Annotated in this window: 7 protein-coding genes; 1 reads left to right on the top strand and 6 read right to left on the bottom strand. The window is 64.3% G+C overall.

Features of this window, described 5'->3' with window-relative positions:
• Positions 1–133: 133 nt before the first annotated feature.
• The gene (gene oxlT / locus CR103_RS00525) at positions 134–1456 is read right to left on the bottom strand and encodes an oxalate/formate MFS antiporter (protein ID WP_099914060.1); all 1323 of its coding nucleotides are present in this window, start codon (positions 1454–1456) and stop codon (positions 134–136) included.
• Positions 1457–1677: 221 nt separating this feature from the next.
• On the opposite strand from oxlT, the gene CR103_RS00520 reads away from it, so the two are divergent.
• Entirely contained in the window at positions 1678–1911 is a 234-nt protein-coding gene (locus tag CR103_RS00520; RefSeq protein WP_218968432.1) for a hypothetical protein, read from the top strand.
• Between the two features lie 55 nt (positions 1912–1966).
• Here CR103_RS00520 and CR103_RS00515 read toward each other — a convergent pair whose 3' ends face one another.
• The 5 genes from CR103_RS00515 to CR103_RS00495 form a co-directional block, all read right to left on the bottom strand.
• Positions 1967–3547, bottom strand: a complete 1581-nt coding sequence (locus tag CR103_RS00515; protein WP_099914058.1) for a UdgX family uracil-DNA binding protein — start codon at positions 3545–3547, stop codon at positions 1967–1969.
• Complete coding sequence (locus tag CR103_RS00510; protein ID WP_099914057.1) at positions 3523–4755, bottom strand: putative DNA modification/repair radical SAM protein; 1233 nt, start codon at positions 4753–4755, stop codon at positions 3523–3525. The genes CR103_RS00515 and CR103_RS00510 overlap by 25 nt, the downstream gene beginning before the upstream one ends.
• An 84-nt stretch (positions 4756–4839) precedes the next feature.
• A complete protein-coding gene (locus CR103_RS00505) occupies positions 4840–7587 on the bottom strand; it encodes a M16 family metallopeptidase (RefSeq protein ID WP_099914056.1) in 2748 nt (915 codons plus the stop codon).
• Between the two features lie 44 nt (positions 7588–7631).
• Positions 7632–9299: a tetratricopeptide repeat protein gene (locus tag CR103_RS00500; RefSeq protein ID WP_099914055.1), complete on the bottom strand. Its 1668-nt coding sequence runs from the start codon at positions 9297–9299 to the stop codon at positions 7632–7634.
• A gap of 13 nt (positions 9300–9312) precedes the next feature.
• A complete protein-coding gene (locus tag CR103_RS00495) occupies positions 9313–11607 on the bottom strand; it encodes a putative bifunctional diguanylate cyclase/phosphodiesterase (RefSeq protein ID WP_370659402.1) in 2295 nt (764 codons plus the stop codon).
• Positions 11608–11611 lie beyond the last annotated feature (4 nt).

The raw sequence follows: 11611 nt of genomic DNA, 5'->3' as shown, positions 1-11611 counted from the left end.
CCCCCTGGATAGCTTCATCGCTTTCGCAGGCTGCGCATTCGCCATGAGCGATGAGCAGACATTGTCCAGGCCTTCCTTTCGCGTATGGGACAGCACCACGGCGGCAGGTGTCGACCTGCGGCTGCGGTCACGCCTATGCCGGTGAAACACCGCTTTTGATAAACGATTCTTTTGCATACAGGCGCTGGGAATCGGCAACATGGCTGGCGAGGACCGGGCGCAGCACTACGATCGCAAGGACGACGGCGATCAGGTCCATGGTTGCAACGGCGAACAGGACTGTCGACCAGGTGCCGGTCTCTTCCATCATCATGTTGCCCACTGGGACGAACAGCGCACCTACGCCCTTGGCCATGTACAGCACCCCGTAGATTTTACCGATGTGTTTGGTCCCGAAGGCGTCGCCCGCCAGCGCCGAAAATAGCGAATATACTTCGCCCCAGGCAAGGAACACGACACCGGACAGGATCAGGAACGCATACGGGTTGCTGCCGAAACAGCCGAGCGCGATGATGCCGAAGCCTTCGAGCGTGAACGCGATTACCATAGTCTTCTGGCGGCCGATATGGTCGGAGATCCAGCCGAACAGCGGGCGCGAAATACCGTTCATGATGCGGTCCAGCATGAGTGCGAGCGGCAGGGAAGCCATCACGAAGAAGTAGAAGTCCACCTTAAATTCCTTGATGCCGAAATCGGTTGCGATAACGCCGAGCTGGGCCACCGCCATCATGCCGCCGGTGACGATCAGGATGAACATGATGAACATGATCCAGAACAGCCGGGTTTGCATCGCTTCCCTCAGCGTGTAGTTGCGGGTGCCCTGCGCCAGCAGGGGCGACGCGTTCACTTCGGACGCTTTCGGGGCGCGCAGAAACCATGCGGCTACGAACGCGACCGAACCTTGCAAGATGCCGAAAAAAAGGAAGCTGTGCTGGAATCCCGACGACGCAATCATCGACGCGATCGGCAGGATCGTCGCCGCCGAGCCGGCGCCGTAAGCACCGGCCACCAAGCCGACGGCAAGCCCGCGACGGTCCGGGAACCACCTGAGCGCATTGTTGATACAGGTGGCATAGATCGAGCCGACGCCGATACCGCCGACGGCAGCCCCGATATAAAACCCGGTGAGCGTAGTCGCTTGCGAATTGATGACCCACGAAGCCCCCAGGAACACGGCGCCAAAGACGACGATCAGGCGCGGGCCAAATTTGTCAATGAAATAGCCTTCGAGCGGGGCCAGCCATGTCTGGACGATGACGAAAATCGTGAAAGAGAGCTGGATTTTGGCGCGCGGCCAGCCAAAGGCATGCTGAATCTCGGGAACGAACAAGGTCCAGGCGTACTGGATGTTCGCTGCGGCGGCCATACAGACGACGCAGGCCGTCAGCCGTATCCAACGGCCTTTGTCAGTGGCCGCCGCGCGGAAGCGAACTGTGGTTGCCGATGATTTGTTCATGGCGGGCTCATTTAAAAAGCGTGGCGGTTTCAAGTACAAGGCGCAACACTGGGTTAATTAACAGTGTCGGCCGAAGTTGCCACAAACCAGACCCAACACCGGTAAATAAATAGTGTCGGTCCGATCTTGTCACAATGCTTTGTGCTGAGTTCAAACAACATGAGGCAATTCATTATTGCCGTTGGGAACGTTGATCCTGGACCCTGGCAATGCCGGCTTTTATGAGCAGCGACTGCGGCACCGGCAGCTTTTTCCCGACAAACGACGGCGTGATCATCGATGACGTGAACACCTGCAAGACGCTGCGGCCGAACATGCACATCACGCAGGCCAGGCAGACGCTGACAATTAGGTGCAGCAAGCCTGCATATCGACCAGCCGGCAGGTTCTACGCGACGGACATCGAACGGATCATCGCCAGCCTGGAGTCGGCCAAACAAGGTGTCGCTTGTTGACTGGTGAAACTGGCGATGGCAGCCGCCGCGCGGCTCAGCGATCAGCGATCAGTTATCAACTAAGGCCGTCCCCATTCACCAGGCGTTGCGCCAGCTTCAGGCCGTCGACGATCACCGCCCTCGCCTGCGCTTTTGCCGCCTCGTCCGGCACCCGCAGCACGTACGACGGGTGATAGACCGTCACCACCCAGCGCCCGTCATGCCGGATCGGGGTGCCGACATGGTCTTTCAAGGTCACGCTGCTGTTACCGAGCACCGCCTTGAGCGCGGTGCTGCCGAGCGCGACGACGACGTCCGGCTGCGCGTGCGCCAGCTCCTGGTCGAGCCAGTAGCGGCAAGCCTCTACTTCGCGCTGGGCCGGCGTCTTGTGCAGCCGCAGCTTGCCGCGCGGCTCCCACTTGAAATGTTTGACCGCATTGGTGAGATAGACTTCTTGGCGGTCGAGGCCGGCGTCGAGCATCATCCGGTCCAGCAACTGGCCGGCCGGGCCGACGAAGGGCGCACCTGCCAGGTCTTCCTGGTCGCCGGGCTGCTCGCCGACCAGCATGAGGCGCGCGCGTTTTGGCCCGACGCCGCCGACCGCCTGGGTGGCGTGCTGCCACAGGTCGCAGCGCCGGCATTGGTCGAGCGTGGATGGCGCCTCGCGCTGCGGTTGCGCCTGGTCGGCAGCAATCGGGATGGTGGTGCCGCGGCGCTGGCCGACCGCATCGAACTGGCCGGTACGGCGCGCGCCCAGCGCGGCCTGCGATACCATCTCCGGTACCACGTTACCCTCCGGCAAATTTTTCCAGAAGCGCGACGGGATATGGCTGGCCAGCAGCTTGGCATTGAGCCGCGCCGGGTTGAAGATGCTGCGGTAGTAGGTCAGCCACAGCGCCTCGCCGGCATCGTCGAACTCGGCGGCGCTGCGCAACAGCGGGCCGGTGTGGTGCAGCATTTCGCCGTCCCACGCCACGCTGGCGTCGGGCGTGGCGATCAGCCAACTCGTGCGGCCCATGCGGGCGACGAAGTGCCGCGCTACTTTTGCCAGCACGTCGTGGGTCGGCTCGAACCAGGCCACGAAGCGCGGCGCGCCGTCGGCCTCGGGACGCTCGCGGAAACGCACGTAGGCATGCATGTCGTGTTCCTCGCGGTGTACCGCCTTGACCATCGCGTGCAGCCGGTTGCCGTCCTCGTCAGCGGCCGACATCACCACCTGTTCGCCATGCTGCCAACGCCACACGACGCGGTACAGGAAGGCCCAGCGGTCGGCCACCCGGCAGCAGGCGGCCGTTTCCAGCATGTCCATCAGCTTGCGCGGCAAACGCAGGGTCGGATGGGCGGACGCAAGCCCAGCCTGACCTGTCGCTTCGCCCGGGGTTTCGCCCGGGGTTTCGCCATCTGTTTCGCCAGCAGTTTTATCCGGCGTCTGATCGCCCGGTTGACCCGCAGTTTGATCCGGCATTCCGCCCGCCGAAAACAGGTCGCCGCCACCGGCGTGCTCGATCCATGTGACCGTATGGGGCGCGATGTCGAATGCGAGCAGTTCGCGCGCGGCCGAGCGCCACTGCGCAAAGCCCTCCACCAACAGTGGCTGGCCGGCGCGGGCCGCGGCGGCGGCGCGGCCGACGACTAGGCCGCTTTCAGTTCCGTCCATAAACTCATCTGCTGCGGCGCTGCGGCGAGCGAACGGCGCAACACCTCGGAAGACGCCGCCCCATTGGCCGGCGAATAGTCGGCGGTGACGATAAAGGGGGCGATTTTTTTCATGCTGCAACGCAGCCGGGACAGGTCGACGTAGCGGATCTGGCGCAGCTGGCGCAGTTCGACCAGCCGCTTGGCGTTGCGCAGGCCGATACCGGGAACGCGCGCGATCATGCTGGCGTCGGCCAGGTTCAGGTCCATCGGAAAATGCTCGCGGTGGGCCAGCGCCCAGGCCAGCTTGGGATCGATGTCGAGCGCGAGGTTGCCGCCGGTGGCCGGCAACAGCTCGCTGGCCTGGAAGCCATAGCTGCGCAGCAGGAAATCGGCTTGATAAAGCCGGTGCTCGCGCAGCATCGGCGGCGGTGCCAGCGGCACGCTGGCGGGACTTTGCGGGATCGGACTGAACGCCGAGTAGTAGACGCGCTTGAGCTTATAGCTGTTGTACAGCGTTTCGGCGGTCGACAGGATGATTTGGTCGTCGCTGGCGTCGGCGCCGACGATCATCTGCGTGCTTTGGCCGGCTGGCGCGAACTTCGGCGCCCTCGGCTCTTGGGTGCTTTCGTCGAGCTTGCGGCGGATCGCACCCATCGCCAGCTTGATGGTGTGCACGCTTTTTTCCGGCGCCAGCCGCGCGACGCTGGCGGCGGTCGGCAGCTCGATGTTGACACTGAGGCGGTCGGCATATTTGCCGGCGGCGGCGATCAGGTCGGGATCGGCGTCGGGAATGGTTTTCAGGTGGATGTAGCCGCGGAAATTGTGCACTTCGCGCAGCTGGCGCGCGATGGCCACCAGTTGTTCCATCGTGTAGTCGGCCGAGCGGATGATGCCGGAACTGAGGAACAGGCCGTCGATGTAGTTGCGCAGGTAAAAATCGATCGTCAGCTTGACGACTTCATCGACGGAAAACCGCGCGCGCGGCACGTTCGACGTGCGGCGGTTGACGCAATACTGGCAATCGTAAATGCAAAAATTGGTCAGCAGGATTTTTAACAGCGAGACGCAACGGCCGTCCGGCGTATAGCTGTGGCAGATGCCCATGCCGCTGGTGGCGCCGATGCCGTCCTTGCCCTCGGACGAACGCTTGGGCGCGCCACTGCTGGCGCAGGAGGCGTCGTATTTGGCTGCGTCAGCGAGAATTTCGAGCTTGTCGGTCAGTTCCATCGCCTGGGCGCCTTACTGTATGTTTATACAGTATCTTACACCATTGACGATAGGACGGCGCTCGATTGGTGCCTGCACACCAAGTCAGCGCGCGAGCGGATTTCCCTCAGCGTCCAGGACAACCACCTCGCCCCAGTTCAAATCGCGCACCCCTTTTTCGATCTTGCGCAGGTCGCCGATCACCAGCCAGGTCAGTTGCTCGGGCCGCACAAACTTGCGCGCCGCCGTCGCCAGTTGCGGTTCGGACAGGTTGCGGATATTGCCGGCGTAATCGGACCAGTAATGGTCGGGTAATTTCAGGTTGATCGCGGTGATCGCGGCCGCTTCGAGCGCGGCCAGGGTGCCGAAACGGCCGGCCAGGCGGGCACTCATGTTGCGCATGATACTGGCGTACTCCGCGCCCACCAGCGGACGCTCGCCGGCCACGCCGCGGATTTCCTTCGCCACTTCCAGCATCGATTCGCGCGTCTTGTCGGTCTGCACCGGCGCCGTCACCATCAGGGCGCGCTGGCCGCGCGTAGTACTCAAACTGCCGGCGGTGCCGTAGCTCCAGTGCTTGTCGAGCCGCAGGTTGCGGTTCATGCGCGAAGTCGCCATGCCGCCGAAATTTTGCATCACCGGTTCCATCGCCAGGTCTTCCGGCTGGCCTTGCTGCTGCGAGAGGTGGGCGGCGACGATGGTCGACTGCGGCGCGTCCGGCTTGTCGACCAGATAGATTTTCGCACCGGCAGTTGTCGCCACCGCGGCGCCGTCTTTGGCCGGGGCGCTGCCGGCGCGCCATGCGCCGAAGCTGGCCTCGAGCGCCGGCATCAGTTTTGCCAAGGTGGTGTCGCCGGTGACGACCAAGGTAGCGCTGCCCGGCTTGAACCACGCCGCGTGCCACGCTGCCAGGTCGTCGCGTTTGATGGCGCCGATGGTTTTTTCGGTGCCGGCGGCAGGCCGGCCGTAGGCGTGTAAAGGGCCGTACAGCAGTGCCGGCATCAGGCGCTGCGCGAGGGAGGTTGGCTGGGCGCGCTCCTGGCCGAGCTGGGCTAGGCGGCGCTGTTTTTGCAGCGCAAACTGGTCGGCGCCAAAGGCCGGGTTGAGCGCGGCATCGGCCATGATCGCCAGCGACGGCGCCAGGTTGGCGGACGTCGATTGCAGCCGCACCAGCGACATGTCGGCGAGCGTGCCGGTGTTCATCCGCGCCCCAAACGCCTCGAGCGCGTCCGACATCTGGAAGGCGGTACGCGTCTTGCTGCCCTGCTCAAGCAGGTCGAGCGCCAGCGATGCCACGCCAGCTGCGCCCGGCGCGTCGGACGCGGCGCCGGCGTCCAGCACCAGCGCGACATTGACGATCGGCGCCGTGTGGCGTTCGATCAGCATCACTTTCAAGCCGTTTTTCAGCTCGGCGCGCGTAATGTGCGGGAACTTGACGTCGGGCGCGGCGCCCAGTGCCGGCAACTGCTTGCGGTCCAACGTCGAAGCGGCCGCCGCCAGCCTGGCAAACGGCTTGACCGTCATCGTGTAGTGGTTAGCGCGCAGCCACTTGTTGGCGGCGGCCTTGACCTGGGCCGGCGTGGCATTCGCCATTTGTTCGAGCTGGCCGAGGTAGGCATCTGGCGCGCCGCCGTACGTCTCGCTCTCGGCGAGGATGTCGGAGCGCCCGCCCATGCCGCCAAGACGCTCGATGGCGCGCGAGAAATCGGCTAGGCTGCGCGTTTTTACGCGCGCCAGTTCCGCCGCGCTCGGCCCCTTGTCGAGCAGGTCGGCCAATACGAGGTCGACCTCGCGCTCGACCGCGCGCGGATCGACACCCGGCTTGACCAGTACCGTAATGGTGAAGCTGCCCGCCAGTTCGCCATCCTTGATCGAAGCGCTGACTGCTGTCGCCATGCCTTTTTCGTAGACCAGGCGGCGCTCCAGGTGCGCGCTCTTCGAACCGGCCAGCACGTTGGCGAACAGGTCGAGCCGGCGCACCTCCACATCCTTCCACGCTGCCGTATGGTAGCTGCGCGCGATACGCACCTGCGGCACGTGGTCTTCCATTTCGTCGCGGATGTTGCGCTCCAACGCGGGAATCCAGGTCTCGGTGCGCGGCAGCGGCGGGCCCGGCGGGATCGCCCCAAAATACCTGGTTACCAGTTCGAGCGCCTTTTGCGGCGTGATGTCGCCGGCCAGCGAGATGACGGCGTTGTTCGGGCCATAATAAGTGCGGTACCACTCCTTGATGTCGTCCAGCGACGCCGCGTTCAGGTCGTCCATGCTGCCGATCGTCGACCATGAGTACGGGTGCGAGTACGGATACATCTTGGCGCTCACTTCGTTGCGCACGCGGCCATACGGTTGGTTCTCGCCCTGGCGTTTTTCGTTTTGCACCACGCCGCGTTCGCGCTCGAGCATCTCCTTCGAAATATGGTTGGCCAAGAACCCCATGCGGTCCGATTCGAGGAACAGCGTGCGCTCCAGCGCCGACACCGGCACGTCCTCGAAAAAATTGGTGCGGTCGGTATTGGTGGTGCCGTTGCGGTTGTTGGCGCCGAGGTCGTCCATCGCTTCGCGAAAGCCGTGCGGGTAGTTCTCCGAGCCGTTGAAAAAGAAGTGCTCGAACAAGTGGGCAAAGCCGGTCTTGCCGCGCTTTTCGTTGCGCGAACCGACGTGGTACCACAGGTTCACGCCGACCACGGGCACGCTGTGGTCCTGGTGGACGATCAGCGTCAGGCCGTTCGGCAGGACAAATTTTTCATACGCGATGGCGTAGGCAGTCCGGTCGAATTTTATCGGCGCCGCCGGCGCCGCATGCGCGGCCACCGAAAATCCGAACGCGAGGGACATCAGGAGCTTGATTTTCATCTGTTTCCGTATAAAAAAAATTAATCGGGTTTGCAGTAAGTGATTCAAGCGGCGCGCGGCAGGTCCGCCTGCGACGCGAACAGCGCGCGCTGCGCCGGGTTCATGCGTTCGGCGGCGCGCCTGACGTAGCGGGCGGCGGCCTCGATGCCGGCTTGCCCGGCGCGCTCGAGCCACAGCGATGCTTCGACCAGGTCGGCGTGCGTGCCCTGGCCGCCAAGCTGCATCAGGCCGACGTTGAACTGGGCGCGGGCATGGCCCTGGCGGGCGGCGCACAGGTACCAGTCATGGGCGGCGGCGTAATCTTGCGGCACGCCGTGGCCGCTGTCGTGGCGCAGGCCGAGCGCGAACTGCGCCATCGCGTGGCCGCGCTCGGCCGCCTTCAGGTACCAGCCGTAGGCTTCGGCGCTGGCACGCGCGGGGTCGACGCCGGGGCCGGGGCTGGGATCAACCCCGGCGTCGAGCATGGCGCCGACCTTGAATTGCGCGGCGGCGTAATCCTGTTCGGCGGCGCGCAAGTACCACGCCATCGCCGCCTGGTCATCTTGCGCCACGCCGATGCCGTTCTCGCAGCGCAGCGCGAGGTCGAACTGGGCCCGCAGGTGGCCTTGTTCGGCCGCCTTGCGGTACCAGTCGACGGCCTGCACCGGGTCGGCCTCGACGCCGCTGGTGCTGGTGCTGCTGCTATCACTATCGAGCAGCTGCGCCAGGTGATATTGGGCGCTGGCGAAACCTTGCTCGGCAGCCTTGCGGTACCACTGCGCGGCCTCGGCGAAATTTTGGCCGAGGCCCTGGCCGAACTCATGGCGCAGGCCGAGGTTGTCCTGGGCGCCGGCGTGGCCCTGGTCGGCGGCCTTGCGGTACCAGCCGAGCGCGGTCGCTTCGTCGCGCGGCACGCCCTGGCCGTTGTCGTATATGAGGCCAAGGTTGAACTGCGAACTGGCGTGGCCCTGCGCGGCCGCGCGGCGGTACCAGCCGATCGCCTTCGGACCGTCCTGGGCGACGTCCTGCCCTTTTTCGTAGCGCAGCGCCAGGTTGAACTGGGCCGGCGCGTAGCCCTGCTCGGCGGCTTTGCGGAACCAAGACAGCGCCTGCTGGGCGTCGCGCTGCACGCCCTGGCCGTTATCGTAGCGCAAGGCGAGGTTGAACTGCGCGCGCGCATATCCCTGCTCGGCGGCCTTGCGGTACCAGCCGATGGCCTGCCTGAAATCCTGCGCCACGCCCTTGCCGCTGTCGTACATCATGCCCAGGTTGTTCTGCGCGCCGGCATCGCCCTGGCCGGCGGCCTGGCTGAACCAGTGCATCGCCTGACGCAGTTCCTGCGCCACGCCCTGGCCTTTCGCGTAGAGCCAGCCAAGGTTGTATTGCGCCGCGGCGTAACCCTGCTCGGCGGCCTTGCGATACCAGTTTGCCGCCTGCTGATAATCCTGGCCGACGCCCCGGCCCTTCTGGTACATCACGCCGAGGTTGTACTGGGCCTGTTCGACGCCGGAGGTGGCCGCCAGGCGGTACCAGGCGACGGCCAGTTCGTCGTTTTGCGCCACGCCCTGGCCGTTGACGTACATGAAGCCCAGGCTGTGCTGGGCATTGGCGATACCGCGTTCGGCCAGCCCTTTGGTGCGCAGGAATTCTGCCGTGTGTGCAGCCGTGTGTGAAGCTGAACCCGCAGCCGAATTCCCGGTGGACGCGCGCGCTGGGGCCGGGTGCGGTGGCATCACGGCGCCAGGGTCAAGCCTGGATCGACACGACGTTCGGCGCGTTGTGCGCAACGGCGGATGTGAGCGGCAAAGCCGAACCGCCGGCCGCATCCTGCTCGCGCAGCAGGTTGATGAAGTTGGTCAGCGCGATCGGGCGGTGGAACAGGTAGCCCTGCATCGTCAGGCAACCGTTCGACTTCAGGTAGCGCGCCTGGACGTCGGTTTCCACCCCTTCGGCGATCAGGTGCAGGCCGAGGCCGCGGGCGATCGAAATGATCGCCAGGATCACCGGATAGTGGCCGTGCTCGTCATGGATCTCCTTGACGAACGACTGGTCGATCTTGATGGTGTGGATCGGGAAGCGGTGCAGGTAGGACAGCGACGAATAGCCGGTGCCGAAGTCGTCGATCGCCACCGAGATGCCGAGCTGGCACAGCTTATTGAGCTGTTCGATCGCGTACTGCGGATTGCGGATGCAGATGTTTTCGGTGATCTCAACCTCGATCTGGGCCGGCGAAATGCCGTAGCGCACCAGCGCGCCGCGCATCTTCTCGAAAAAATCGCCGCGGTCGAGGTATTGCGGCGACAGGTTCAGCGACAGCCGGATCGCCTCACCGCCGGAAGCGTTCCATTGCAGCAGGTCGCGGCACAACGCGCCGATCATCCAGTCGGAGATCGGCAGCATCAGGCCATTGTCTTCGGCGAACGGCAGGAACTCGCCGGCGTTGAGCAACCCGCGCTGCGGATGGTTCCAGCGCATCAGGCCTTCGGCGCCGATGATGCGCCCGGTGATGACGTCCATCTGCGGCTGGTAGTACATCTCCAGTTCGTTCTGTTCGAGCGCCTTGCGCAGGCTCTGCTCGAGCGCGATTTTCTGGTGCGAGATGTCGAGCATCGAATCGTGATAGAAGCTGTGGCCGTTCTTGCCGAGCGCCTTGACCTGGTACATGGCGATGTCGGCGTGGCGCAGCAGCTCGTCGATCGACTCGCCGTCGCCCGGATAGATGGCGATGCCGATCGATGCCGAGATGTGCACTTCATGGCCATCAAGGTCGAACGGCTGGTGCAGGCATTCGAGGAACTTGTCGGCGATGATCTTGGCATCGCCGCGGTCGCGCAGCTCCGGCAGCACGATGGTGAATTCGTCGCCGCCCTGGCGCGCCAGGGTGTCGCTGCGGCGCAGGCAAGCCTTCAGGCGCACCGCCACCTGCTGCAGCAGTTCGTCGCCCTTGACGTGGCCGAGCGTGTCGTTGACCAGCTTGAAGCGGTCGAGGTCGATGAACATCACGGCCAGCTCGGTAAGCTTGCGCTTGGCCTGGATCACGGCCAGTCCGAGGCGGTCCTTGAACAGCATGCGGTTCGGCAGGTCGGTCAGGATGTCATGATAGGCCTGGTAGGAAATGACTTCTTCAGCCCGCTTGCGGTCGGTGATGTCGCGCGCCACGCCATAGGTGCCGAAAAACTCCAGCTTCTTGACGTCGTGGTCGGGCACATGCATGCCGATCGAATTGAGCGAGATCGTCATCAAGGTATTGTTGAACGTGCGGTCGGCGTTGCCGCTGGCGTGGCAGCGCAAACGCAGCTCGACGTTGCGCGAGGCGCGCTCGTCGACGCGGCGCTCGTTGAACACGTAGCGCGCGCGCTCGAGGTCTTCCTCGTGCACCATGACCGAGTAGTGCTTGCCGATCAGGTCTTCGCGCGCGAATCCCAGCAACTGGTAGGCGCGGTCGTTGATGAACGTGAAGCGGCCTTCATGGTTGAGCGTGTAGATGATGTCGGGCGAACTGTCGACCAGGTAGCGGTACAGCTTTTCCGAGTTCTCGAGCTGCGAGGCGATGCGCAGGTTGGCCAGTTCCAGGCGGCGCTGCTGCAGCGCGTTGGCGACCGTCTTGAGCAGCTCTTCGCGGCTGTAGGGCTTGCGCAGGTAATCGTAGGCGCCGCGCTTGAGGGCGCCGATCGCCGCGTCGATGCCCACTTCGCCGCTCATCACGATGACATCGGTTTCGATGCCGCTGTCGTTGATGAAGTCCATGATGTCGTGCCCGCTCATGTCGGGCAAGCGCAAATCGAGCAGCACCAGGTCGAACTTCATGCGCCCCAGATGGGCTAGCGCCTCGCTGCCGCAGGCGGCGGTCGTCAGGTGGTAGTCGCGGTCGCGCAGCAGTTCGTAGAGCGACGACAGCAGGCGCGGCTCGTCGTCGACCAGCAGGATGCGGGGCAGGTTGTCGGATTCGAAGTGGGAGGCCTGGGCAGGGGCTTGAACCGGCGCTGTCTCGTGGACGTTGTCGGAAGCCATGGTTGCGAAGGCTGCGGTTGCGTTCATCATCACC

Source organism: Massilia psychrophila (genome assembly GCF_002760665.1).
Lineage (GTDB): Bacteria > Pseudomonadota > Gammaproteobacteria > Burkholderiales > Burkholderiaceae_D > JAFCUW01.
This window is presented reverse-complemented; position numbering and strand designations above follow the sequence as displayed.

Bases quoted from the DNA above. Each gene is read 5' to 3' on its own strand.
- CR103_RS00510 (WP_099914057.1), bottom strand. From the start codon at position 4,755: ATGGAACTGACCGACAAGCTCGAAATTCTCGCTGACGCAGCCAAATAC.
- CR103_RS00495 (WP_370659402.1), bottom strand. From the start codon at position 11,607: ATGATGAACGCAACCGCAGCCTTCGCAACCATGGCTTCCGACAACGTC.
- oxlT (WP_099914060.1), bottom strand. From the start codon at position 1,456: ATGAACAAATCATCGGCAACCACAGTTCGCTTCCGCGCGGCGGCCACT.
- CR103_RS00505 (WP_099914056.1), bottom strand. From the start codon at position 7,587: ATGAAAATCAAGCTCCTGATGTCCCTCGCGTTCGGATTTTCGGTGGCC.
- CR103_RS00520 (WP_218968432.1), top strand. From the start codon at position 1,678: ATGAGCAGCGACTGCGGCACCGGCAGCTTTTTCCCGACAAACGACGGC.
- CR103_RS00500 (WP_099914055.1), bottom strand. From the start codon at position 9,299: ATGCCACCGCACCCGGCCCCAGCGCGCGCGTCCACCGGGAATTCGGCT.
- CR103_RS00515 (WP_099914058.1), bottom strand. From the start codon at position 3,547: ATGGACGGAACTGAAAGCGGCCTAGTCGTCGGCCGCGCCGCCGCCGCG.